Below are 22,347 nucleotides of genomic sequence, written 5' to 3'. Positions count from 1 at the left end.
AGGGCGGAGGGGCGCGGGGGCCGGTGGGAGAGACTGGGCGGGACGCGGCCGGCGAGCGACAGAAGGGGCGGAAGATGAAGCTGCGGTGTGCGGTGCTCGACGACTACCAGGGAGTCGCGCTGTCCATGGCGGACTGGAGCGCGGTGGCGGACGACGTCGACGTGCGGGTGGTACGCGAGTACATCGGAGACCGGGAGCGGCTCGTCGAGGCGGTCGGGGACTGCGAGATCCTCGTGGTGATGCGGGAACGGACGCCTTTCCCCGCCGAGTTGTTCGCACGACTGCCCAAGCTACGGCTGCTGATCACCTCCGGCATGCGCAACGCCTCGATCGACCTGGCGGCGGCCGCCCGGCACGGCGTGACCGTGTGCGGCACGGCCAGCAACACCGAGCCCCCGGTGGAGCTGACCTGGGCGCTGCTGCTGGGCCTCGCCCGCGGCGTGGTCCGGGAGAACACCGCGCTGCGGGAGGGCGGGCCGTGGCAGAGCACGGTGGGGGCCGACCTGTACGGGCGGCGGCTCGGCCTGCTGGGTCTGGGGAAGATCGGCGCACGGGTCGCCGCGGTCGGACAGGCCTTCGGCATGGACGTCGCGGCCTGGAGCCGGAACCTCACGGCGGAGCGCGCGGCGGAGGTGGGGGCGCGACGCGCCGGTTCCCTCGAAGAGCTGCTGGAGAGCAGCGACTTCGTCTCCGTGCACCTGGTGCTCGGGGAGCGCACGCGCGGGCTGCTCGGCGAGGCCGAGCTGAAGCGGATGCGGCCGACGGCGTACCTCGTCAACACCTCGCGGGCCGCGATCGTCGACCAGGACGCGCTCGCGACGGCGCTGCGCGAGGGATGGATCGCGGGAGCCGGCACCGACGTGTTCGACCAGGAGCCGCTGCCCGCCGACCACCCGTACCGCTCACTGCCGAACCTGCTGGCCACCCCGCACCTGGGCTACGTAACCCGGCGCAACTACGAGGGGTACTTCCAGCAGGCTGTCGAGAACATCACGGCATTCGCCGCGGGACACCCGATACGGCAACTGGGCTGAGACCGTCCCCTCCCCACAACCACCCAGCCCGTCTGGGGGCACCTCCCAGCGTTAGCCGGGGGAGCTTGAGGACACCCGTCACCGGGGCGCACCCCGCCCCCGGAACCGCTGGCATCGACTCAAGCCGACAACACCAACGTCCAGACCCCCGCGTGCCCGCACAGCACCGTGACGGAGAGGGGAAGGACATCCAGCCGCCAGTACGCATGCGGCGGCACCCGGAGCGCATAGATCACGGCGGCGCGGACGACACCCGGTTCCGCCACGGCAAGCGCGCTGCCGCCATCGCCGACCGGGCGGGTGTCCAGCCAGCCGCCGACGCGGGTGATGAACGCCAGCAGGGACTCACCGCCGTGCGGGGCCGCACGGGGATCGGCCAGCCAGGCGTCGACGGCCTGGGGCTCGGCGGCCGCCACGTCGCGCAGCGTGCGCCCGCGCCACCGGCCCATGTCGCAGTCCCGTAGGGCCGGCTGGACCAGTGGGGTGAAGCCGAGCAGCTCGCCGGTCTCGCGGCTGCGGGCCGCGGGCGAGCAGTACCGCAGCTCGGCGGCGGCCAGCGGGCCGAGGGCGGGCGCCGCCCGCTCGACCTCGTGCCACCCCATCGCGTCCAGCGGCCGGTCGTCGTCGAAGCGGGCTTCGAGCAACGAGGAGCTGCGCCCGGCAGCGACCAGCGTGAGGCGAACAGTCATTCGGTGATGGTAAGAGCGCCACCGCCGCTGCGGACCCCCTCAACTCACATATTTACGGGGCAAGCTCGGTATCGGCGGCCGGAGTGTGATGTTCCGCCCCGGCGGCGGGCGCGGCGGTCCCGGTGAGGGCGAGCGCCATCCACTTCTCGGGGTCGGTGATCCGCCGGAACCCGACGCGTTCGTACATGCCGTGCGCGTCCTCCGTGGCGAGCATGATCCGGCGCAGGCCGCCGGGCGCGAGGTGGTCGCGGACGGCGATGGCCAGCGCGGCACCCAGCCCCTTGCCGCGCGCGGCGCGGTCGACGTAGACGTCGCAGAGCCAGGCGAAGGTGGTGTGGTCGGTGACCACGCGGGCGTACCCGGCCTGACGGCCCGACCCCGTCTCGTACACCCCGAAGTTGAGCGATCCGTCGATCGCCCGGTCCTGGCGCTCGCGGGTCCTGCCCAGCGCCCAGTACGCGTCCGTGGCCAGCCAGTGGTGGACCAGGTCGCGGTCCAGGCGGGCGGGGTCGGTGGAGATCTCGTAGCCGTCGGGGGCCGGGTGCGTCCGGCCGGGGGTTCGGATCATGGCGGGAGCCTGGCAGACGGGCCCGGGAGCGTCGAAGGATTTTCGGCGGCCCCGGCGACCGGCCGAAGCGGCCCCGGCAGCCGGCCGGAAACGGGGCCCGGCGGAAAGCGCCGCCGGGCCCGTGCTGTGCGGTGTTGTCCGGTCGCCGTCAGTCGGCCGCCAGGTCCTTGTGGCGTACGACGGTGTCGGGGCCGGGCGACATGATCGATTCGTGGCCGTCCTCGAAGCGGACGCGGTACGGCGGCTTCCCGCTCTCGCCGAGCACTTCGACCACCTCGGCAACCCGGTCGTGCTGCCCGACGATCCTGCCGTGCATCAGCAAACGGTCGCCTTCCTTGGCCTGCATGGGGGTGACCTCCATCCGGATGGTCGTGGTGCGCCCGGGCACGCCGGCCGCAGTCGTCGCGGGCGCGGGGCCGGTACAGCCGGTGGGCCACCGGTGGGCCACGCCCTTACGGTCAGTCTAGGGCCGGCGGCCGTTCCCGGCGCCGGTCGCGCCGGCCTCAGCGCGGTGGCCGCACACGGGAGGGATAGTGATCGGCCACCACCCGTGCCATCGCCCCGGTGGGGTCCGTGGCCACCTCCTTGGCGGAGAAGTAGACGTTGCCGCGCACCTGCCGGTAGCGGTCGTCGAACGTGAGGTGACGGGAGAGTTCGGCCGGATCCTGCCAGGGAGCGGGCTGGGCCGGGTCGCCCGCCTTGTAGAGCGCCTCGCCGATGTAGAGGTGGACCCGGGTGCCGTCCACGGTCCGCGCCCACCACGGCACGAGCTTGGCGTAGTCGGCGGCGGCGAAGCCGATGTTCCAGTAGACCTGCGGGACGATGTAGTCGATCCACCCCTGGCGGACCCACTTACGGGTGTCGGCGTAGAGATCGTCGTACGTCTGTACGCCCGCTCGGGTGTCGGAGCCCGTCGGATCGGTGGTCTTGTTGCGCCAGACGGCAAAGGGGCTGACCCCGAAGCGGGCGGTGCGCCGGGTCGCCCGGACCCGCTCCCCCAGCTCCCGCACCAGCCGGTCGATGTTGTCCCGGCGCCAGCTCGCGCGGTCCGGGAAGGCCCCGCCGTGCTCCTCGTACGCCACGTCGTCGTTCAGCGTCTGGCCCGCGACCGGATAGGGGTAGAAGTAGTCGTCGAAGTGGACGCCGTCCACGGGGTAGCGGCGTACCGCGTCCATGATCGCGTCGAGGACGAAGGCGCGGACCTCCGGCAGTCCGGGGTTGTAGTAGAGCTTGCCGCCGTAGGACAGCACCCAGTCGGGGTGCAGCCGGGCGGGGTGGGTGGCGATCAGCTTCCCCGGGTCGGCGTGGTTGGCGATCCGGTACGGGTTGAACCAGGCGTGCAGCTCCAGGCCGCGCTCGTGCGCCTCCCGGAGGGCGAAGCCCAGCGGGTCCCAGCCGGGGTCACGGCCCTGGACGCCGGTGAGGTACTGCGACCACGGCTCGTGGGGCGAGGGCCAGAGCGCGTCGGCCGTGGGACGCACCTGGAAGAGCACCGCGTTCAGCCGGGCGGCGGCCGCCTTGTCGAGGTAGGCCGTCAGCTCGGCCTGCTGCTGCGCGGCGGTCAGGCCCGGCTTCGAGGGCCAGTCACGGTTGGCGACGGTCGCCAGCCACATGCCGCGGAACTCCGGACGGTGGCTGTTCCCGTCCCCCGGCTCCCGCCGCCGGCCCGCGGTCTCGGCGGCTCCGCCGGTCCCGCCGGGGGTGCTCGCCGCGGCCCCCGGTGTCCACAGCGCCGAGGAGGCCACCCCCAGCGCGGCCACGGCAAATCCTCTTCGGGTGAATTTTCCTATTCGTCGCATGCCACCACCCCAATCCGTCCGGTAAATGAGGCTCTCCTCGCTCAGAATGCCCGCCCCGCCCGCCCCTGCGCACCAGCGCGCGGAGTAACGTCGGGGCCGAGGCGGGCGTCGGACCCTTACGGCTCCCGCCGGTCCCGAAGATCAGCGAAAGGCACGATGTGACCGACATCGAACGCGTCGGAGTGGTCGGCTGCGGCCAAATGGGCGCCGGCATCGCGGAGGTATGTGCCCGGTCCGGCCTGGAGGTCATGGTCGCCGAGACCACCGGCGAGGCCCTTGAGATCGGCCGCACCCGCCTGACCAACTCCCTCGGCAAGGCCGCCGAACGCGGCAAGATCAGCGCTGCCGAGCGCGACGCGACGCTCGACCGCCTCAGCTTCACGACCGACCTGGGCGAGTTCGCCGACCGTGACCTGGTCATCGAGGCCGTCGTGGAGAACGAGCAGGTCAAGACCGAGATCTTCCAGGTGCTCGACCAGGTGGTGACGCGCCCGGACGCGATCCTCGCCTCGAACACCTCCTCCATCCCGCTGGTGAAGCTGGCCGTCGCGACCAACCGCCCCGAGCAGGTCATCGGCATCCACTTCTTCAACCCGGCCCCGGTGCAGAAGCTGGTCGAGCTCATCCCGGCGCTCACCACCGGCGAGGAGACGATCAAGCGCGCCGAGGCGCTGGTCGAGAACCACCTGGGCAAGCACGCCATCCGCGCCCAGGACCGCTCCGGCTTCGTCGTGAACGCGCTGCTGATCCCGTACCTCCTCTCCGCGATCCGGATGTTCGAGTCGGGCATCGCCAGCCGCGAGGACATCGACAACGGCATGGAGCTCGGCTGCGCCCACCCGATGGGCCCGCTGAAGCTGTCCGACCTGATCGGCCTCGACACCGTCGCCTCGGTCGCCGACTCGATGTACGAGGAGTTCAAGGAGCCGCTGTACGCCGCTCCCCCGCTGCTCCAGCGGATGGTCGACGCGGGCCGCCTGGGCCGCAAGACCGGCTCGGGCTTCTACCCGTACTGAGCACCCGGCCCATGAGCCGGGCCCCGGCCCCGTCCCGGGCACCCCGGCCCACGCGCGCACCGGCCCGCGCCGCTCCTTCTCTCACGGAGCGGCACGGGCCGTCGTCGTTCCACGGGGGCGCCGGACGGCGTCCGAAGGCGTGGGCCGTCCGGCCGTCCGCCGCCGCTCGGGGGAAAGACGGCGGCCGGACACCGCCGGCGGGGCGCCCGGCCCGCCGGCTGCTGCCCCCGTGGCACCTCCGAGTCAACTCCAGCGCCGCCGTGTGCGGCACCGTGTGAAGCGGCCCGCTTCGAGTGCGCGGTTCACACCCCGTGTGCGGCCCGCGCACCCCCGGCAGTGACGTCGGCGGCGCCCGATTCACACGGGGTGTGCGACGTTGACACGCATATTCCTCCCGCACACTCTCCCGCCTCTCCCCGCAAAGGAGTTCACTGTCAGTAGCAAGGAAAACACCGAGTTACCGAGAGGAATGAGGAGCGGACCGTGACCGCCCACCCAGATACCGACCCAGTGACCAGCGACGTGGCCGAGCTCAGACGCTGCTGTGACGTGCGCACGGCTCGCGTCGACGGCCAGCTCGCGCTGCTCGCCCAGCGCACCGAGCAGTACGAGCGCGAGGCGGACGAGTTGCACAGCAGGCTCACCCGCATCGAACACGGACGGTGGCCGCTGCCGTCCATCGCCGCGCTCACCGGGATCGCGGCCCTGGCGGTCGCCGTGTGGCAGGTTCTGGCGCCCTGACCGTCGGCCGGGCCGGCCGCGCCAGTAGCGACGACCGGCCCGGCCGGGGCGCTCAGCCCAGGCGGAGGTGGTGCAGCATCAGCAGCGCCGCCGCCATGTTGGCGGCCGGTACCTCGCCCCGCGCCACCATGTCCGGCACCAGCTTGAGCGGGATCCACTCGCGCCGGTCGGACTCGAAGTCGTCCTCGGGGTGGCCGACGTACTCCGCCTCCTCGGACCAGTAGATGTGGTGCCGGGCGTCCGTGAGGCCGTTGGACGGCTCCACGGTCATCAGGTGCTGGAGGGGGCCGGGCCGCCAGCCCGTCTCCTCCTCCATCTCACGGGCGGCCGCGACGGCCACGTCCTCGCCGTCCTCGACCACCCCGGCGGCCAGCTCCCAGCCCCAGGCGTCGGTGATGAAGCGGTGCCGCCACAGCAGCAGCACCTCGTTGGCCTCGTTGACCACCGTGGCCACCGCCACCGCCCGCATGCGGATCAGGTAGTGGTCGAGGTGCCGCCCGTCCGGGAGTTCCACATCGGCGAGATTGACCCGGAACCAGCGGTTCTCGTACACGGTCTGCTCCTTGAGGTTCTTCCATCGCACGTGTCTGCCACCTTCCGCCGTAGAGATGGCACGTGGACACGAGCCATCCGTCAGAGCGGAACGCGCAACGCCTCATCGATCAAGTCGGCCGCGGCGTCGGTGGCGCTGCTTCCGGTTTCGGCAAGGAGTTCGCGAACCGCCCGCAGGCGGTCCCGTAACCGCTGCGACTCCATGCCCCGTGCCTGTTCGGCCATCTGCGTCGCACTGGCCACGGCACGCTCTGTCTCCCCCTGTCTCAACTCGATGTGCGCGAGCATGGCCAGCCGGTGCACCCGTCCGCGGTCGTGCGCGGGGGTGTCGACGGCGGCGGTCGCCTGCTCCCGTGCGGCCCGGAGGTCCCCCAGGCTGAGCAGCGCCTCCGCCACCTGTACGTTGACCAGGCCCGGCTGGACGTACCCCGTCTCGTCCGGCTCCTGGCCCGGACGGATCCGCTCCGCCGCGGCCTCCGCCCGGCGGATGCAGGACAGCGCGCCCGCGCCGTCGCCCAGCCGTGCGTACGCCTTCGCCTGCATCGCGTACAGGTCGGCGGCCAGCGCCGGGGTGATGTGCGGCCCCGCAGCGCGCAGCGCCGCCTCGGCGAAGGCGACCGCCTGGCGGTACTCCCGCGTGAACAGGGACTGATTCGTCAGCAGGGCGATGATGTAGGCGCCGAGTCCCCGGTCGCCGCTCGCCTTGGCCAGCCGGAGCGCCTGGTGGAAGTAGCGCTGCGCGAGCCCGAAGGCGTCCGAGTCGTACGCGCAGATGCCGGCCACGGCCACCAGGCCGCCGGTGGCCCGGTGCAGCTGACGCCCCGTGGCGTCGGTGTAGCTGCCCCGCAGCAGCGGCGCCGCCTCGGTGTTGAGGAAGCCGACGATGCGCGCCCTGGTCGCCACCCCGCCGGCCTTGCGGTACATCTGCTCGTAGTGCGTACGCGCCGACCGCAGCATCTCGATGTCGGCCATGGACACCCGGGTCAGTCCGCTGCGCGAGACGTCGGAGTCCTCCGGCGGGTTCTCCCACTCCCAGACGGGCATGACGGCGGAGGTGCCGGTGAGCGCCGGCGCGGCCAGGACGTGCGGGCGCTGCTGCTCGTCGGAGCGCCACAGCGCAGTGGCCCGCTCGACGAAACCGGAGAGCGGGGTGTCGGCGGCCCGGCGGGTGCCGGGCCGGCTCAGCCCGATGTCGTCCAGGCTGACCGGGCGGTGCAGCCGCTCGCTGAGGATCTCGCAGATCAGATCGGGTACTTGGCCGCGCGGCCGCTGCCCTTTCAGCCAGCGGGCCACCGCGGTGTGTTCGTACCGCAGGGACAGGCCGCGCCGGCGGCCCAGCTGGTTGATGTGCACGGCCAGTCCGGCGTGCGAGATGCCCGCCTCGTCCAGGATCGCGTCGAGCAGGGTGTTGGGCTCCATGGCCCCCTCCCGGTCCGCGCCGTCGTCAGCGGCGGGCGCGCTTCGCCTCGTCTCCAGCGTAAGCAGGGGAAGTTCACACGGGGTGTGAACCGTGGTGACCCCGTGGGACGTCCGGCGTGTGCGGCGTCCCCTGGGCCGGTACGCGCGGGCCCTCGGCGGCCGCGGCGCGGGGGCGGCCGGGGGCGAGGGCCAGCAGGGCGACGTCGTCGGTGAGCCGGCCCCCCGCGTGCCGCACGATCCGGTCGCGTACGGCGGTGACGAGGGCGCCGGGGAGGGGCGGTTCCGGCGCCGCCTCGGCCAGGCAGGCCCGCAGCTGCGTGTGGAGCGGGAAGAAGGCGCCGTCCGCGTCGCGGGCGTCCTCCGCGCCGTCCGTGTAGAGCAACAGGCCCTCGCCGCCGCCCAGTCGGCCGGACAGCGGCCGCAGCCGGTCCGGCAGCGGGAACAGGCCCAGCGGCGGCAGCGGCCCGTCCTCGGCGGCCGGCTCGGCCGTGCCGCCGCTGAACCGATACGGCCACGGGTGACCGCAGTTCAGCGCGGTGAACTCGCCGCTGGGCGCGAGCTGGAGCAGCAGGACCGTGACGAACTCCTCCGCCGCCGGGCTGTCCGTCACCACGCCGCCGCCCGCCGGGTGTTCGGCACGCGCCCGCTCGGCGAGGTGCCGGGCCAGGGTGCGGTCCAGCCGCCGCAGCACGCCCGGCAGCCCCGGCTCGTCGTGCACGGCCTCACGGAAGCAGCCGAGCATGACCGAGACCGTGCCGATCGCGCCCAGGCCGTGGCCGCGTACGTCGCCGATGACCACCCGCAGGCCGTACCGGGTCGGCACCGCGTCGTACAGGTCCCCGCCGATCAACGCGCCCTCGCCCGCCGAGAGATGGCCGGCGGCGACCCGGATACCGCCGAGACGTTCCGGCAGCGGGCGCAGCACGAGCCGCTGCGCCGCCTCCGCGATGTCGCGGGTGCGGTCCAGCTCGCGGAGCAGCCGCGCGCGGCGGCCCGCCGTCAGATAGCTGGCCACGACCACGGCGAGGACGGCGGCGCAGGTCCCGAGCCGGGTGGCGGGCGGGGCGATGTCGCTCCCCGGCCCGAACGGCACCAGCGCGAGCAGGGCACACAACCCGCCGAGCACCACGCACTCCCGGCGGCCCGTGCCCGCGCAGGCGATGGCCGGGGCAGCGGCGAGGAGCTGGAGCGGCCGGCCGTGACCGGGCCCGGCCGTCTCCCAGGCGAGGACGCCGGCCACCCAGATGCCGGGGAGCACGAGGACGAAGAGCCGGCGGGCGAAGCCGGGAAACGTCTCCCCCTCCACCGGCGGCAGCGGACGCCACGCCTGAACGCGGCGGCGGACCCGGCCGCACTGCCGCGCCCAGGTGCGGATCATCCGGATCCCCCTCCGCCGTACTGTCGCGTGCTCGGGTGGCTGCGCCCCTTGCCTGTCCGGTGCCGCGGCGTACGCGCTCTTACGGCGTGATCGATTCTGGCCACACACGGTGTCGGCTCCGCCACCCACAGCTCACCTCTCACCCGAACGAGTGATGATTCGGATTGACGCCACCCGAACGGACCGGCGCACGGAAAAGCGGGTGGCGGCACCGGCGGGAACCGGTACCGCCACCCGCTCGGGTGGGCTCTCTCAGCCGCGCAGGCTCGCGCCCGTCCGCTCGACGGCCGCCGCCACCGCCGCGTCACGCGCCGCGGACGCCTCGTCGGCGGTCAGCGTGCGGTCCGCCGCGCGGAAGCGCAGCGCGTACGCCAGCGACTTCTTGCCCTCACCGACCTGCTCACCGGTGAAGACGTCGAACAGCCGCAGGTCCTCCAGCAGGTCACCGGCGCCGGACCGCAGCGCGGCCTCGACATCGGCGGCCGGGACCGAGGAGTCGACGATCAGCGCGACGTCCTGGGTGGCGACCGGGAAGGTGGAGATCCGCGGCGCCTGGACCGCGCCGGCACCGGCCCGCTCCAGGCGGTCCAGGTCGATCTCCATCGCGCAGGTGCGCTCCGGCAGCCCCAGCGCCTTGATGACGCGCGGGTGCAGCTCACCGGCGTTGCCGACGAGCACCTCCTCGCCGTCCATGGCGACGAGCAGCGCGGCACAGCGGCCCGGGTGCCACGGCGCGTGCTGGTCCTGGCGGACGATCAGCTCGACGCCCGCCTCACGGGCCACGACACGGCCCGCCTCGACGGCGTCGGCCCAGGTCGCCGGGTGGCCCTTGCCCCACCAGCCGGCCTGCTCGCGGGCGCCCGCGAGGACCACGGCGGCGCGGCGCGGCTGCTCGGGCAGCGCACCGTTCAGCGCGGCGATCTCCGCGTCCGTCGGACGGCGGTCGACGGGCAGCCGGGCGGCCGGCTTCTCGTCGCCGGTCGGCCGGAAGACCAGGCCGGTCTCGAAGAGCGCCAGGTCGTGCGTGCCCCGGCCGTCGTTGCGCCGCAGCGCGGACAGCAGGCCCGGGATCAGCGTCGTACGGAGCGCGGGCTCCTCGTCCGAGAGCGGGTTGACCAGCTTCACCGTGCGGCGGCGCGGGTCGTCCGCCTCGATGCCGAGCTGGTCCAGGACCGCCTCGCCGAGGAACGGGTAGTTCAGCGCCTCGACGTATCCGGCGCCGGCCAGCGCGCGGCCCACCCTGCGGTGCAGCCGCTGGCGCTCGGTCAGGCCGGTGCCCGCCGGCGGCGTCGGCAGCGTGGAGGGCAGGTTCTCGTAGCCCTCCAGCCGGATGACCTCCTCGGCGAGGTCGTTCGGGTCCGTCAGGTCGGGCCGCCAGGACGGCACCGTCACGACCAGTTCGTCCTGGCCGTACACATCACAGCCGACGGCCTGGAGGCGGCGGACGACGGTCTCGCGGCCGTACGCCACACCCGCGACCTTGTCGGGGTGGTTCGCCGGGATGGTGATCGAGCGGGGCGCGCCGGGCGCCACGATCTCCGTCACGCCGGCCTCGGCGGTGCCGCCCGCGAGCAGCACGAGCAGGTCGACGGTCCGCTGGGCGGCGGCGGAAGCGGCCTCGGGGTCGACGCCGCGCTCGAAGCGCTTGGACGCCTCGGAGGACAGCTTGTGGCGGCGGGCCGTGCGCGCGATCGAGAGCGCGTTGAAGTGCGCGGCCTCGATGACGACCTCGGTGGTGCCCTGGCCCTCGACGTGGTCGGCGATCTCGGTGTTCGCACCGCCCATGACGCCCGCCAGGCCGATCGGCCCGCGGTCGTCGGTGATGACCAGGTCCTCGGCGTCCAGGACGCGCTTGGTGCCGTCGAGGGTGGTGATCTTCTCGCCGGGCTCGGCGCGGCGCACCCCGATCGTGCCCTCGACGAGGGAACGGTCGTAGGCGTGCAGCGGCTGGCCCAGCTCCAGCATCACGTAGTTGGTGACGTCGACGGCCAGCGAGATCGGGCGCATGCCGGCCTTCTGCAGGCGGCGCTTGAGCCAGATCGGCGAGCGCGCCTCCGGCTGGAGACCAACGACCGTACGGGCCGTGAAGCGGTCGCAGCCGATCGGGTCGGTGACCTTGACCGGGTAGCCGTAGGAGTTCGGCGGCGGCACGTCCAGCAGCGCCGGGTCGCGCAGCGGCAGGCCGTACGCGGTGGCCGTCTCGCGGGCGACGCCGCGCATCGACAGGCAGTAGCCGCGGTCCGGGGTGACGGCGATGTCCAGCACCTCATCGACCAGCTGCAGCAGCTCGATCGCGTCGGTGCCGACCTCGTACTCGGGCGGCAGCACGATGATGCCGCCCGAACCGTCGTCGCCCATGCCCAGCTCGTCGCCGGAGCAGATCATGCCGTGCGACTTCTTGCCGTACGTCTTGCGCGCGGAGATCTTGAAGTCGCCGGGCAGCGTGGCGCCCGGGAGGACCACGACGACCTTGTCGCCGACGGCGAAGTTGCGCGCGCCGCAGACGATCTCCTGCGGCTCGCCGGTGCCGTTGGCCTGGCCGACGTCGACCGTGCAGAAGCGGATCGGCTTCTTGAAGCCCTCCAGCTCCTCGATGGTGAGCACCTGGCCGACGACCAGCGGACCCTTGAGCCCGGCGCCGAGCTGCTCGACGGTCTCCACCTCCAGACCGGAGGCAATCAGCTTGGCCTGCACGTCACGGCCGGACTCACCGGCCGGCAGGTCGACGTACTCCCGCAGCCAAGAAAGCGGGACCCGCATCAGATCTCCATCCCGAAAGGCCGGGTGAAGCGCACGTCACCCTCGACCATGTCTCGCATGTCCTCGACGTTGTGGCGGAACATCAGCATCCGCTCGATGCCGAACCCGAAGGCGAATCCGCTGTACTTCTCCGCGTCCACGCCGCAGGCGGTCAGCACCCGCGGGTTGACCATGCCGCAGCCGCCCAGCTCGATCCAGCCCTCGCTGGAGCAGGTGCGGCAGGGGGCGTCCGGATTGCCCACGGACGCGCCACGGCACACGTAGCACACCATGTCCATCTCGGCGGACGGCTCGGTGAACGGGAAGTAGTTCGGGCGCAGCCGGGTCTCCATCCCCTCACCGAACAGCGCCTGCACCATGTGGTCCAGCGTGCCCTTGAGGTCCGCCATGGTCAGGCCCTCGTCGATGGCGAGCAGCTCGACCTGGGTGAAGACGGGGGTGTGGGTGGCGTCCAGCTCGTCGGTGCGGTAGACGCGGCCCGGGCAGATCACGTACAGCGGCGGCTCGCGGTCCAGCATCGAGCGGATCTGCACCGGCGAGGTGTGCGTGCGCAGCACCACACCGGTCTGCTTCTCGTCGCCGTCGGCGGCCGACTCGACGAAGAAGGTGTCCTGCATCGTGCGGGCCGGGTGGTCCGGGGCGATGTTCAGCGCGTCGAAGTTCAGCCACTCCGACTCCACCTCGGGGCCCTCGGCGACGGAGTACCCCATCGCCACGAAGACGTCCTCGATACGCTCCGAGAACGTGGTGAGGGGGTGCCGGGCGCCGGCCTGTGCGCGGTCGTACGGCAGCGTGACGTCCACCGCCTCCTCGACCAGCACGCGGCTGTCCCGCTCGGCCTCCAGCTCTTCCTGGCGGGCCTTGAGGGCCTGGTTCACCCGGCCGCGGGCCTGGCCGACGCGCTTGCCGGCGTCCGCCTTGGCGTGCGGGGGCAGGGCGCCGATCTCCCGGTTGGCGAGCGCGAGCGGCGAGGTCCCGCCGGTGTGCGCGGTCTTCGCCTGGGCGAGCTCGTCGAGGTCCTTCGCGGCGGCGAACGCGGCGAGCGCCTCGCCCTGCATCCGCTCGATCTCTTCCGGTTTCAGGGCCTCGACCTCAACAGGGTCGTACGACTTGTTCGGTGCCGACATCTCTTCCCGTGCTTCCGATGGTCTTGGCGCGCGGCTTGCCCCCGACGCTTGAGTGCCAAAGGTGCCAAAGGTCAAGTCTAAGGGGCGCCGCGGCCACGCCTCACCGGCGCCCCGGTCGGAACAACGCCCGTCGGACCCGGTCAGGCCATGAAGGCCGGGGTGCCGACGGGCAGGCTAAATCGGAACTGCGCGCCGCCGGCCGGCGCCCGGCCGACCGTGATCGTGCCGCCGTGCGCCTCGACGATGCCCTTGACGATGTACAGCCCGAGGCCGGTGCCGCCGCGTTTGCTGCCCCGCCAGAAGCGGGTGAAGACGCGGTTCATCGAATCCTCCGGGATGCCTGGGCCCTCGTCGCTCACCGTGACGGTCGTCCCGGTGCACGTCTGCTCGGGCGGAGCGGACGACGAGGGCGCTACCTCGATTGTGACCGTCCCCTCACCGTGGCGCACCGCGTTTTCCAGCAGGTTCCCCAGCACCTGGTCGACCTTGTCCGGATCGGCCCACAGCTCCGGCAGCGGTTCCAGCATCCGGATCAGGAAGCGGTCCGGGCGCTGCCCCGCCGTCGTCTGCGCCTGGACGTGGCGCCGTACCGCCGCGATCATGTCGACCCGCTGCCGCCGGACCTCCAGGCGCCCGGAGTCGATGCGCGAGATGTCCAGCAGCTCGGCGATCAGCCGGGTGACGCGGTTGGCGTCGGCGTCGACGGTCTCCAGCATCAGCCGCTTCTGGTCGTCGGTGAACCGCTCCCACTTCTGCAGCAGCGTCGCCGTGAAGCCCTTCACGGACGTCAGCGGCGACCGCAGCTCGTGCGCGACGGTCGCGATCAGCTCGGCGTGGCTCAGCTCCGTACGGCGGCGCGCCTCGGTGCCGCGCAGCGTGATGACCAGACGGCGGACCGGCCCCGTCGGCCGGGTGCGGACGTACCGCGCGGAGACCAGCAGTTCCCGGCCGCCGAGCAGCAGATTGCGCTCCGGCTGGCCGCTGCGGATGGCCAGCCCGCCGTACGGGTCGGTCAGCTGCCACCAGCGGCGGCCCTCCATGTCCTGCAGCGGGAGGGCGCGCTCCAGCGGCTCGCCGAGCGCGTCGGCGGGGTCCACGGCCGTCAGCCGCGCGGCGGCGGCGTTGAAGCACACCACCCGGCCCGCCTCGTCGGCCACCACGAGGCCGTCGGGGAGCTCGTCCGGATCCAGTCCGTCGGCCGAGGTGGCCGGGTCGTACGGGAGCGGAGGGTTCTCGCCGGGATCACCCGAGAGACAGATGTCCACGACGGATGTGCGTGTGCCGGAAGTCCTCACATTCATCCCGCTGCCCCCTCCCGGGATCTGGGCACGCAACCCTACTAGCCCGCGGCGGCCGAGCGGCACCCTCCGGCCGACCGCTGGGCGCGCGCGGAGGCGTACAGGCACACCGCGGCGGCGGTCGCGAGGTTCAGGCTCTCGGCCTTTCCGTGGATCGGCACCCGGACCACCGCGTCGGCCAGCGCCCGGGTCTCCGCCGGCAGCCCCCACGCCTCGTTGCCGAAGACCCAGGCCGTCGGGGAGCCCATGGTGCCCGCGTCCAGCTCGGAGTCCAGGTCGTCGGCGCCCGCGCCGTCCGCCGCCAGGATGCGGACGCCCGCGCCCTTGAGCCCGTCCACGACCCGCTCGACCGGCACGCCCACGGCCACCGGGAGGTGGAAGAGCGAGCCGACCGAGGCCCGTACCGACTTGGGGTTGTACAGGTCGACGGAGGCGTCGGTGAGCACCACCGCGTCCGCGCCCGCGGCGTCCGCGCAGCGCAGCACCGTACCGGCGTTCCCGGGGTCGCGGACGTTGGCCAGCACCGCGACCAGCTTCGGGCGGGCGGCCAGGATCTCCTCGAAGGGCGAGTCCAGGAAGCGGCAGACCCCGACCAACCCCTGCGGGGTGACCGTCTGCGAGAGGTCGGCGATGGTGTCGTCGTCGGCGAGCAGGACGCGTACCCCGGCGTCCTGGGCGGCGGCCACGATGCCCTCGTGGCGCTCGGCTGCCTCGGGCGTGGCGAAGACCTCGACGAGGGTCGGCTCGCCGTTGCTGCTGTGCCGTACGGCCTCTCTGACCGCCTGCGGGCCCTCGGCGATGAACCGGCGCTCCTTGCCGCGGAAGTTGCGGCGGGCCAGCCGCCGCGCTGCGGCGACGCGTGCGGAACGCGGGGAGATCAGCTCGGGGGTGCCCATGGGCGGCGGCTCACTTCTGCGGGACGTGCGTACGGAGGGTGTACGGGGGTCGAAACGGCGGCGGACCCGCAGGCCGGGGCCTGCGGGTCCGCGCGACAACTGCCTCAGGCTGTGGTTCAGGCAGCCTTGGGAGCGTTCACGTCGCTCGGCAGCGCCTTCTGCGCCACCTCGACCAGCGCGGCGAACGCGTTCTGGTCGTTGACCGCGAGGTCGGCCAGGATCTTGCGGTCCACCTCGATGTTGGCGGCCTTCAGACCCTGGATGAAGCGGTTGTAGGTCATGCCGTTGGCGCGGGCAGCGGCGTTGATGCGCTGGATCCACAGCTGACGGAAGTCGCCCTTGCGCTTCTTGCGGTCGTTGTAGTTGTAGACGAACGAGTGGGTGACCTGCTCCTTCGCCTTGCGGTACAGACGCGACCGCTGACCGCGGTAGCCGCTGGCCTGCTCGAGGATCGCCCGGCGCTTCTTGTGGGCGTTGACTGCCCGCTTGACGCGTGCCACTTGTTAACTCCTTGTAGCGGGGCCGTGGTGGTCGGCACACGGCCCGGTTCGATTCTGGTCCCGGTCGAGGTCGCGCGCCGCCTTTTCAGGGGCGCTGCGACTCACTTGCCGAGAAGCTTCTTGATCTTCTTGGCGTCGCCCGGGGCCATCTCGGCGTTGCCGGTGAGGCGACGCGTCAGCTTGGACGACTTGTGCTCGAGCAGGTGGCGCTTGCCGGCGCGCTCGCGGAGCACCTTGCCGGAGCCCGTGATCTTGAAGCGCTTGCTGGAGCCGCTGTGCGTCTTGTTCTTCGGCATGCGCCGTACTCTCCTCGTCAGTGGCGCCCCCGCCGGCCGGCGGGCCGGCATATGGGAGCGTCAAATGTCTCGTTCGGTGTCCGGGGCGGTGACCCCGGCGCTGATCCGGGGCAGCACCCTGGAATCACGCCTCGGCGGGCTCCTCGGCGGCCTGCTCCTGCTCGGCAGGGGCAACCCCCTGGCGCTCCGCCTTGCGGGCGGCCTGCGCCTCGCGGGCCTCGGCCATCGCCTCGGTCTTCTTCTTGTGCGGACCGAGGACCATGATCATGTTCCGGCCGTCCTGCTTCGGGTTCGACTCGACGAAACCGAGGTCCTGGACGTCCTCCGCGAGCCGCTGCAGCAGCCGGAAGCCGAGCTCCGGACGGGACTGCTCGCGACCACGGAACATGATCGTGATCTTGACCTTGTCGCCCTGCTTGAGGAACCGGACGACGTGACCCTTTTTGGTGTCGTAGTCGTGCGGGTCGATCTTCGGCCGGAGCTTCATCTCCTTGATGACCGTGTGCGCCTGGTTCTTGCGCGCTTCACGGGCCTTCATGGCCGACTCGTATTTGAACTTTCCGTAGTCCATGAGCTTGCAGACCGGCGGACGGGCGTTCGCCGCCACCTCGACGAGGTCGAGGTCGTACTCCTGCGCAAGCTCCAGGGCCTTGGCAAGCGGCACAATGCCGACCTGCTCGCCGCTGGGACCGACGAGTCGCACCTCGGGGACGCGAATCCGGTCGTTGATGCGGGGCTCGGCGCTGATGGATCCTCCTCGGTTAGCACCACACGACCGCCTGGCGGACAGCCGCGTAACGTCTGTTCGGTGTGACCATCCTCGCCGAAAGCATGAAAAACGCCCCGGACGGGACACAGGCGGGGCTCCTCAAAAGATCGGGGAGCACCGCCGCGAATCACCGCGGGGCGCAGCCTGACCGTGACCCGCCTGCCCTGAGAGCTGGAATCGGGTGGGAGATCGGAGCCTCCACTTGTGGGCCGGGCACATAGATGACCGGCCGGTCGCAGTCAATGGTACACGACCCGGGCGTGCCCTGTACCGGCCGTACGCGCGTACGGCCCCAGCGTGCATACGCGAGGCCCGGCGCATCCGCTTCCGCACGGCCGCGGGCGGCGCCCCGGGCGCGGGTGGCGCCCCACGCGCGGGCGGGCGCGCGTCTGGGCCTAGTCTGAGGGCAGCGCACCGGCCGCACGGAGCGGGCGCACCGATCGTACGGACAGATAGAGAGCCATGAGCGACGCCACCCCTCCCCCCTCCGACCCCGCGGCAGCGCAGGGCGCGCAGCCCGCGGACTTCGACGCGATGACCCGCGACATCGCCGACGTGCCGGCCGTCGAGGTGATCACCACCGTCGCGGTGCACCTGATGAGCTCGGCCGCGGTCAACCTCGGCCTCGCCGAGGAAGGCGAGCAGCACAAGGACCTGGACGAGGCGCGGAAGCTGATCCAGGCGCTGGCCGGACTGGTGACCGCCAGCGCCACCGAGATCGGCTCGTACCACGCCGCGCCGCTGCGGGACGGGCTGAAGTCGCTCCAGCTGGCGTTCCGCGAGGCGTCGGTCGTCCCGGACGAGCCGGGCCAGGGGCCCGGGGAGAAGTACACGGGGCCGGTGTACGGCTGAGTCGGGCCGGTGTACGGCTGAGTGGCGCCCCTGCGCGACATGACGGTGGCCCCCTGATCCCGGTGGATCAGGGGGCCACTGCCGTGGGGGCCGGTGCGGCCGTGTCGCGGATCAGGTCGCCGCGCGTTCGTCCGCCGGGGGCTCCTGGTCGGCCGGGGGCCGCAGCGGGCTGTACGGGGTGTGCGTGAGCCGGTGCGCCAGGGCCGCCAGCGCGCCGCCGATCAGCGGCGCGACGATGAACAGCCACAGCTGCGAGAGCGCCCCGCCGCCCGCGAAGAGCGCCGGGCCGAAGGAACGGGCCGGGTTCACGGACGTACCGGTGAGCGGGATGCCGATGAGGTGGATGGTGGCCAGCGCGATACCGATGGCCAGGCCGTCGAAGCCGACGAGGGCCACCTTGTGGGTGACCGCGAGGACCACGAAGACCAGCAGGAACGTGAGCACGATCTCGGCGACGAACGCACCGCCGAGGTTGATGTGCACCGCCGAGCGGTCGCCGAAGCCGTTGCTGCCGAAGGCGCCGTCGGTCTTCAGGCCCGGGACCTGCTTGGCCACCAGGAAGAGGAGCGCGGAGCCGACGATGCCGCCCAGCAGCTGGGCGATCCAGTACTCGACGGCCGTGCGGAGGGTGATGCGGTGGGCGACGAGCATGCCGAGCGTCACCGCGGGGTTGACGTGGCAGCCCGAGATGGGGCCGAGCGCGTAGGCCAGGGCCAGCAGGGTGAAGCCGAAGGACAGGGCGATGCCGAAGGTCCCGATGTACTCCCCGGCCAGCACGGCAGCGCCGACCGCGAAGAACACCAGGAGCAGCGTGCCGAGGAACTCGGATACGACCGAGCGGGTCTCCGGGGTGTCCATGTAGGGGCCTTCCTCGAAGGGATCTTGCACCTGCTGCGATTGTGCGTCGCCCACGAGAGGCTCGCCTCTCGGCGGGCACCCTTGTCAGGTGGGCCCGGGTCGTCTCGGGTCGTCTCGGGTACCGGGTTGAGGCCGGTGGCTCTGAACGGGGCCGGTGGGTTCTGCCGTCCGTGGGGCGGGCCGAGGCCGGTGGGACTTACCTTCTGTGGCCCGGGGGCAGGCCGGTGGGACTTGCCGTCGGTGGGCGAGTTCAGGCCGGTGGGCCTTGCCGTTGTGGGCCGGATGGCGGGCCGGTGGCCGCGGCCGCGCTCGATTCGGTGGGGCCGGTGGTCCAAACCGGTGATGCGTGGGTCAGCGCGTGAACAGGGGCTCGCCCTGGGGGGCGGTGTCCGGGTGCAGCAGGGCCAGGTCCAGTCCGCGTACGAGGCGCTCGCGGAGGACGGCGTCCGAGGCCAGCGCGTTGGCCACGCGCTGGGCGACCTCGCCGGCCGGGGCGTCCGGGACGAGGCCGAGGGCCAGCGTGGCATCCGTGTCGGCGGACGGCGCCAGATGGGCGACCCGGACGCCGGGCTCCGCTGCCAGCACGGCACGCAGCGCTTCGGTGACCCGGGGGTCGGCGAGCGGGTCGGTACTGGTCCGGCCCTCGGCGAGGGCGCGCAGGGCCGCACCGGTCAGCGGGTACGTCACGGGGCCCGCGAGGTCGATGACCACGGTGTCGGCCTTCTCGTGGGACGCGGCGAGCAGCGCCTGCTCCAGCGGGACGGCGACCGGTCGGGCGTCGGGGCGCCAGCGGTGCAGGGTGTCCATGGACGTGAAGGCGGGCAGCGCGCGGCGGCCGTCGGGGGCCTGGAGGGTCGGCACGGCCATGTCGCTGGTCTTCTCGCGCCGGAGCCCGTCCGGACCGGTCTCCACCTCTCCCAGCAGGGCCACCACCGGTACCAGCAGCCGTGCGCCGCGGAGCGCCGCGAGGAGGCGGGGCTCGGCGGTGCGGTCCGCGGACCAGGCGGCGAGGGCGGCCGCCAGTTCGGGGTCGGCGGTGCCGTCGTCGTCGGAGAAGCCGGGGTCGGGGATGTTCTTCGGGTCCACGGCTCGAGCCTATCGGCCGGGGTGGATGTGGTTGCGGGCGGTGCCCGGCGGTTCCGTTCGTGGGGGCGCTCGTACGTTGCCGGGTGCGGCGCTGTTTCGCCTGCGGCGGGCGGTTACCGCTGCGCGGGGCTTGACGCTACGGTGCCGGGCCTCCGCGGTAGGGGGTCCGGACTGCTTCGCTTTACGTCCGGACCCCCTACCGCTACGACCCGTCCCCTCCCGTCGGTGGTGGGGGAAAAACGGGGTGCGTGGGGGTCAGGGTGAGTGGTCAGGTGCGGCGGCGCCAGAGGAGTGTGCCGGTTGCCAGGAGGGCTACGCCGGCGATGGTTGCCGTCCAGGGGAGCCAGGAGTTGTGGGATGTTGCTCGTGCTGTGGGGCCCGGGCCGAAGTAGTGCTTGGTGTAGGTGGTGGTGGTGCCGGTGGTCGTGGTCGGGGTGCCTTTTCTTATGGCTGCCGCGGGGTCCACCAGGCCGGCGCCCAGGTCGTCGTTGCGGCCGTTGGCGGGGGTGTCGCCGGCCGTCTCGGTGAGGAGCTGTTTGATCCGGTCGGGCTTCAGGGTGGGGTGGGCCGCGCGGACTAGGGCCACCGCGCCGGAGACGTACGCGGAGGCGGCGCTCGTGCCCCAGCCCTCGTAGTACTTGCGGTCGGGGTTGGCGATGACGACGTCGACGCCGGGGGCGCTGACCGTGGCGTACCAGCGGCGGGTGGAGAAGGAGGCGCGGGAGCCGTAGCGGTCGACCGCGGTCACCGCGATCACGCCGGGGTAGGCGGCCGGGTAGGAGACGTGGTCGCCGTGCTCGCCGCCGTTGCCGGCCGAGGCGACGACCGGGATGCCCTTGGCGAGGGCGTACTGGACGGCGGCGTCCTCGCGCGGTTCGGGGTGGGCGGAGTCGCTGTCGTCGCCGAGGGAGAGGTTGATGACGTCGGCGCCGTGGTCGGCGGCCCAGCGGATGCCGTCGGCGAGGGCGTTGGACCGCTCGGTGCGGGCCTTCTTCCGCTGCGGGTCGGCGTCTTCGAGGATCACCCGGACGGGAAGGATCTTCGCTTCGGGGGCGATGCCGAGGACGCCGTCGGCGTTGTCGTGACCGTGGCCGTGCCCGGCGATGATGCCGGACATCGCGGTGCCGTGGTCCGCCCAGGTCTTGTCGCCGCGCGCTGCGCCGAAGCCGATGAGGTCCTTGCCGGGCAGGACCTGGCCCTTCAGGTCGGGGTGGGTGGCGTCCACGCCGGTGTCGAGGACGGCGACGGTGATGCCGTCGCCCTTGGTGGTCCGCCAGGCGTCGTCGACGTGCAGGGCGTCCAGGGCCCACTCCTGGGTGCGGATGCCGTCGGCGTACGCGGGCGGGGTCGCGAGGGCCAGAGTGAAGGCGGTCAGGGCCGTCGCGAGGGCGCGGCGGGCGCGGGTCATCCGGCTTCCTCCCCGGCCTTGGCCGCCTCGGTGCGGAAGGCGTGTTCGATGCGGTCGGCGACGCCGGCGGCGTCGTGACCGAGGCCGGACTGGGCGGGTGCCGAGGTGGCGCCGGTGCGGGTGGCCTCGCTCGCCGGCTGCGGGTCGGTCATCTCCCGGCCGTCGGCGAAGCCGGAGACCGCGTAGACGACGAGCGGGGCGTCGGGCAGCACCTGGATGCTCCAGCTGGCGCGCTGCTCCGGCCCGAAGTCCGCGGCGAGCGTGCCGGGGGCGGTGTACGGGCGGGGCATCAGGTCCCGGCGGGTGTCGAGTTTTTCGGTGCTGAACCGCTTGTTCAGGGCGCGCATCCCGGCCGCGTCGGCCCTGGTGGTGACCACGCCGACGGTGATCACGCTGCTGTGGGTGGCGTCGACGTAGTCGGCGCGCAGCAGCCGCTTGCAGCCGGCCGGGGCCAGTGCCTTGGCGAGCAGCGGGTCGAACGCGTCGGCACAGTCGGTGTCGGGGGCGACCGCGATCCGCTTCCAGGTGCGGTCGGCGCCGCCGGGGCCGGCCGCCGTGCCGTGCAGGGTGCGCGGGAAGAGGGTGTTCACGGGGAGGCTGTGCCACAGGCCGCGGGTCTCGCCGAAGGTGGCGGCGGTCGCCTCTCCGGGGCCGGGTTCGCCGGCGAGCCAGCTGCCGGCCGCGGCACCGCCGATGAGGCCGAGGCCGAGCACGAGGCAGGCGGCGGCGACGGTTTTCCGTACGGCCGGGCGGCGCGGCGGGGTGGGGCCGGGCTGTCCGAGGGGCGCGACGGCGCCTCTCTCCGGGGGCAGCGGCGCGCGCTCGGCGGACCGCTCACGGGGGGACGTTTCCGCTGTGGTCGGGCCTGCGGGCTTCGGGGCCGCCTTCATGGCCGGTGACTTGGCGCCCTTCGTCCGCTGCCAGGCGGCCTCGGCGTGGGCGAGGTGGAAGGACGCGGTGTCGCGGTATCCGGGCGGCGCGGGCCGGCTGGGCTTCGGCGGGACGGTGGGCCGGGGCGGTACCGGCGGCACGGGGCCGCCGTCCGGCGCGGGCTGGTCCTGGGCTTCGGAGGCGGCCGCTCCGGTCGTCGGGCGGTACGGCGGGGGCGGGGGTATCCGGGGCAGGCGGCGCGGGCCGGCGTAATTGGCTTCGGTGCTCACCCGCGCTCCCCCTCGCGCAGTACGGTCCCGTGCCCGGACGGCGGCATGCCGGGTGGAACGTATGGATCAGACCTGGTGCCGCGGGTCTGCGGGCCACGGCGTGCGCCACTTTACGGGCTGTCGCGCCCCCTGCCGCAACTC

At 72.9% G+C, this 22,347-nt stretch carries 21 protein-coding genes and 1 pseudogene; 4 read left to right on the top strand and 18 right to left on the bottom strand.

Translation table 11 applies throughout. The features are described 5' to 3' along the window. The first annotated feature begins 74 nt into the window (after positions 1–74). Positions 75–1,034 carry a D-2-hydroxyacid dehydrogenase family protein gene (locus tag ACZ6WH_RS06710; protein ID WP_469726561.1) on the top strand — a complete coding sequence of 320 codons (960 nt, stop codon included), beginning with the start codon at positions 75–77 and terminating at the stop codon, positions 1,032–1,034. A 119-nt stretch (positions 1,035–1,153) separates the two neighbouring features. Here the strand turns inward: ACZ6WH_RS06710 and ACZ6WH_RS06705 are convergent, their stop codons facing one another. The 4 genes from ACZ6WH_RS06705 to ACZ6WH_RS06690 all read right to left on the bottom strand — a co-directional run bounded on the left by ACZ6WH_RS06705 (position 1,154) and on the right by ACZ6WH_RS06690 (position 4,042). After that, on the bottom strand, positions 1,154–1,723 hold the full coding sequence (locus tag ACZ6WH_RS06705) for a histidine phosphatase family protein (RefSeq protein WP_469726559.1): 570 nt from the start codon (positions 1,721–1,723) through the stop codon (positions 1,154–1,156). 52 nt (positions 1,724–1,775) lie between these two features. Further along, positions 1,776–2,291 (bottom strand): GNAT family N-acetyltransferase, encoded by a 516-nt coding sequence (locus ACZ6WH_RS06700; protein WP_469726558.1) that lies wholly within the window; start codon positions 2,289–2,291, stop codon positions 1,776–1,778. Positions 2,292–2,439: 148 nt separating this feature from the next. Next, positions 2,440–2,637 carry a DUF1918 domain-containing protein gene (locus tag ACZ6WH_RS06695; protein ID WP_432851989.1) on the bottom strand — a complete coding sequence of 66 codons (198 nt, stop codon included), beginning with the start codon at positions 2,635–2,637 and terminating at the stop codon, positions 2,440–2,442. A 157-nt stretch (positions 2,638–2,794) separates the two neighbouring features. Then, positions 2,795–4,042 carry a glycoside hydrolase family 10-like protein gene (locus tag ACZ6WH_RS06690; protein ID WP_469727201.1) on the bottom strand — a complete coding sequence of 416 codons (1,248 nt, stop codon included), beginning with the start codon at positions 4,040–4,042 and terminating at the stop codon, positions 2,795–2,797. 206 nt (positions 4,043–4,248) lie between these two features. Between ACZ6WH_RS06690 and ACZ6WH_RS06685 the strand changes: the two genes are divergently transcribed. Together ACZ6WH_RS06685 and ACZ6WH_RS06680 are read left to right on the top strand one after the other, a co-directional pair. After that, complete coding sequence (locus ACZ6WH_RS06685; RefSeq protein WP_399705861.1) at positions 4,249–5,106, top strand: 3-hydroxybutyryl-CoA dehydrogenase; 858 nt, start codon at positions 4,249–4,251, stop codon at positions 5,104–5,106. Between the two features lie 483 nt (positions 5,107–5,589). Beyond that, positions 5,590–5,847, top strand: coding sequence for a hypothetical protein (locus ACZ6WH_RS06680; RefSeq protein WP_469726556.1), 258 nt, complete (start codon positions 5,590–5,592; stop codon positions 5,845–5,847). A gap of 52 nt (positions 5,848–5,899) precedes the next feature. On the opposite strand, the gene ACZ6WH_RS06675 is transcribed toward ACZ6WH_RS06680, so the two are convergent. From ACZ6WH_RS06675 to infC, 10 genes and pseudogenes are all read right to left on the bottom strand, one after another. After that, a complete protein-coding gene (locus ACZ6WH_RS06675) occupies positions 5,900–6,430 on the bottom strand; it encodes an NUDIX hydrolase (protein WP_361564991.1) in 531 nt (176 codons plus the stop codon). 50 nt (positions 6,431–6,480) lie between these two features. Further along, a complete protein-coding gene (locus tag ACZ6WH_RS06670; RefSeq protein ID WP_361564989.1) occupies positions 6,481–7,818 on the bottom strand; it encodes a transcriptional regulator in 1,338 nt (445 codons plus the stop codon). 73 nt (positions 7,819–7,891) lie between these two features. Then, positions 7,892–9,196: a PP2C family protein-serine/threonine phosphatase gene (locus ACZ6WH_RS06665; protein WP_469726554.1), complete on the bottom strand. Its 1,305-nt coding sequence runs from the start codon at positions 9,194–9,196 to the stop codon at positions 7,892–7,894. Positions 9,197–9,448: 252 nt separating this feature from the next. Next, positions 9,449–11,956, bottom strand: coding sequence for a phenylalanine--tRNA ligase subunit beta (gene pheT, locus ACZ6WH_RS06660; protein WP_469726552.1), 2,508 nt, complete (start codon positions 11,954–11,956; stop codon positions 9,449–9,451). Continuing rightward, a complete protein-coding gene (pheS, locus tag ACZ6WH_RS06655) occupies positions 11,956–13,083 on the bottom strand; it encodes a phenylalanine--tRNA ligase subunit alpha (RefSeq protein ID WP_469726550.1) in 1,128 nt (375 codons plus the stop codon). Before pheS ends, pheT begins: the two co-directional genes overlap by 1 nt. A gap of 140 nt (positions 13,084–13,223) precedes the next feature. Continuing rightward, positions 13,224–14,384: a sensor histidine kinase gene (locus ACZ6WH_RS06650; protein ID WP_469726549.1), complete on the bottom strand. Its 1,161-nt coding sequence runs from the start codon at positions 14,382–14,384 to the stop codon at positions 13,224–13,226. 38 nt (positions 14,385–14,422) lie between these two features. Continuing rightward, positions 14,423–15,277 (bottom strand): TrmH family RNA methyltransferase, encoded by an 855-nt coding sequence (locus ACZ6WH_RS06645; RefSeq protein WP_361564974.1) that lies wholly within the window; start codon positions 15,275–15,277, stop codon positions 14,423–14,425. Between the two features lie 116 nt (positions 15,278–15,393). Then, positions 15,394–15,777, bottom strand: a complete 384-nt coding sequence (rplT, locus tag ACZ6WH_RS06640; RefSeq protein WP_030251930.1) for a 50S ribosomal protein L20 — start codon at positions 15,775–15,777, stop codon at positions 15,394–15,396. 101 nt (positions 15,778–15,878) lie between these two features. Then, entirely contained in the window at positions 15,879–16,073 is a 195-nt protein-coding gene (rpmI, locus tag ACZ6WH_RS06635) for a 50S ribosomal protein L35 (protein ID WP_030251934.1), read from the bottom strand. Between the two features lie 124 nt (positions 16,074–16,197). Next, a pseudogene (infC, locus tag ACZ6WH_RS06630) lies at positions 16,198–16,846 on the bottom strand (translation initiation factor IF-3). A gap of 458 nt (positions 16,847–17,304) precedes the next feature. Between infC and ACZ6WH_RS06625 the strand changes: the two are divergent. Further along, positions 17,305–17,694: a DUF1844 domain-containing protein gene (locus ACZ6WH_RS06625; protein ID WP_361564970.1), complete on the top strand. Its 390-nt coding sequence runs from the start codon at positions 17,305–17,307 to the stop codon at positions 17,692–17,694. A 111-nt stretch (positions 17,695–17,805) separates the two neighbouring features. On the opposite strand, the gene ACZ6WH_RS06620 is transcribed toward ACZ6WH_RS06625, so the two are convergent. From ACZ6WH_RS06620 to ACZ6WH_RS06605, 4 genes are all read right to left on the bottom strand, one after another. Next, positions 17,806–18,552 carry an MIP family channel protein gene (locus ACZ6WH_RS06620; protein ID WP_399706380.1) on the bottom strand — a complete coding sequence of 249 codons (747 nt, stop codon included), beginning with the start codon at positions 18,550–18,552 and terminating at the stop codon, positions 17,806–17,808. Between the two features lie 351 nt (positions 18,553–18,903). Then, on the bottom strand, positions 18,904–19,638 hold the full coding sequence (locus tag ACZ6WH_RS06615; protein ID WP_432852047.1) for an SseB family protein: 735 nt from the start codon (positions 19,636–19,638) through the stop codon (positions 18,904–18,906). Positions 19,639–19,906: 268 nt separating this feature from the next. Further along, a complete protein-coding gene (mycP, locus tag ACZ6WH_RS06610; RefSeq protein WP_469726545.1) occupies positions 19,907–21,046 on the bottom strand; it encodes a type VII secretion-associated serine protease mycosin in 1,140 nt (379 codons plus the stop codon). After that, a complete protein-coding gene (locus ACZ6WH_RS06605) occupies positions 21,043–22,206 on the bottom strand; it encodes a hypothetical protein (protein ID WP_469726544.1) in 1,164 nt (387 codons plus the stop codon). The genes mycP and ACZ6WH_RS06605 overlap by 4 nt, the downstream gene beginning before the upstream one ends. Positions 22,207–22,347 lie beyond the last annotated feature (141 nt).

It is taken from the genome of Streptomyces sp. NPDC050806 (assembly GCF_055586425.1).
The sequence above is the reverse complement of the archived record's forward strand: the minus strand, read 5'-3'. Positions and strand labels throughout refer to the sequence as shown.

Bases quoted from the DNA above. Each gene is read 5' to 3' on its own strand.
- ACZ6WH_RS06695 (WP_432851989.1), bottom strand. From the start codon at position 2,637: ATGCAGGCCAAGGAAGGCGACCGTTTGCTGATGCACGGCAGGATCGTC.
- ACZ6WH_RS06650 (WP_469726549.1), bottom strand. From the start codon at position 14,384: ATGAATGTGAGGACTTCCGGCACACGCACATCCGTCGTGGACATCTGT.
- pheT (WP_469726552.1), bottom strand. From the start codon at position 11,956: ATGCGGGTCCCGCTTTCTTGGCTGCGGGAGTACGTCGACCTGCCGGCC.
- pheS (WP_469726550.1), bottom strand. From the start codon at position 13,083: ATGTCGGCACCGAACAAGTCGTACGACCCTGTTGAGGTCGAGGCCCTG.
- ACZ6WH_RS06620 (WP_399706380.1), bottom strand. From the start codon at position 18,552: ATGGACACCCCGGAGACCCGCTCGGTCGTATCCGAGTTCCTCGGCACG.
- ACZ6WH_RS06705 (WP_469726559.1), bottom strand. From the start codon at position 1,723: ATGACTGTTCGCCTCACGCTGGTCGCTGCCGGGCGCAGCTCCTCGTTG.
- rpmI (WP_030251934.1), bottom strand. From the start codon at position 16,073: ATGCCGAAGAACAAGACGCACAGCGGCTCCAGCAAGCGCTTCAAGATC.
- ACZ6WH_RS06645 (WP_361564974.1), bottom strand. From the start codon at position 15,277: ATGGGCACCCCCGAGCTGATCTCCCCGCGTTCCGCACGCGTCGCCGCA.
- ACZ6WH_RS06670 (WP_361564989.1), bottom strand. From the start codon at position 7,818: ATGGAGCCCAACACCCTGCTCGACGCGATCCTGGACGAGGCGGGCATC.
- ACZ6WH_RS06710 (WP_469726561.1), top strand. From the start codon at position 75: ATGAAGCTGCGGTGTGCGGTGCTCGACGACTACCAGGGAGTCGCGCTG.
- mycP (WP_469726545.1), bottom strand. From the start codon at position 21,046: ATGACCCGCGCCCGCCGCGCCCTCGCGACGGCCCTGACCGCCTTCACT.
- ACZ6WH_RS06700 (WP_469726558.1), bottom strand. From the start codon at position 2,291: ATGATCCGAACCCCCGGCCGGACGCACCCGGCCCCCGACGGCTACGAG.
- ACZ6WH_RS06665 (WP_469726554.1), bottom strand. From the start codon at position 9,196: ATGATCCGCACCTGGGCGCGGCAGTGCGGCCGGGTCCGCCGCCGCGTT.
- ACZ6WH_RS06625 (WP_361564970.1), top strand. From the start codon at position 17,305: ATGAGCGACGCCACCCCTCCCCCCTCCGACCCCGCGGCAGCGCAGGGC.